Genomic DNA, 458 nt, shown 5'->3' with positions numbered 1-458 from the left:
ACTATTACTAAGGCCATAAAAATATCGCCTTTAGAAAAGTTCAAATCCAACCGTCACCAGTCGTCACCCCGTGGAAAACCACTCAAGGAGTGACCATGAACGAACACCACATCGAAGCCCAGCTCAAAAAGGCCGTTGAAGCCTCCGGGGGCTTGTGCTGGAAGCTTGTCTGCCCTGGAACCACAGGTGTACCTGACCGGATATGCCTGATGAGAAACCGGGCTGTCTTCGTCGAGCTCAAAGCACCAGGACAGAAACCCAGGCCAATCCAAGTACGTCGGATGAACCAACTACGCCAGCAAGGTTTCACCGCTTTGGTCGTTGATTCGGTTGACGGCATACAGGAGGTGCTTGATGCACTATCAGCCGCATAACTACCAGCGGCAGGCGACCCAGTTCATCATCGACCATCACGAGGCCGCAATCTTCCTTGGGATGGGTTTGGGCAAATCGGTGAT

General features: G+C 52.8%; 1 protein-coding gene. It reads left to right on the top strand.

Annotated elements, in window-relative coordinates; genetic code table 11:
• The first annotated feature begins 95 nt into the window (after positions 1-95).
• A complete protein-coding gene (locus QP415_RS10805; RefSeq protein WP_285100050.1) occupies positions 96-374 on the top strand; it encodes a VRR-NUC domain-containing protein in 279 nt (92 codons plus the stop codon).
• Positions 375-458 lie beyond the last annotated feature (84 nt).

It is taken from the genome of Pauljensenia sp. UMB3104 (genome assembly GCF_030217285.1).
Lineage (GTDB): Bacteria > Actinomycetota > Actinomycetes > Actinomycetales > Actinomycetaceae > Pauljensenia.
Note: the sequence above shows the minus strand (reverse complement) of the source record. Positions and strands in the feature narration are given on the sequence as shown.

Bases quoted from the DNA above. Each gene is read 5' to 3' on its own strand.
- QP415_RS10805 (WP_285100050.1), top strand. From the start codon at position 96: ATGAACGAACACCACATCGAAGCCCAGCTCAAAAAGGCCGTTGAAGCC.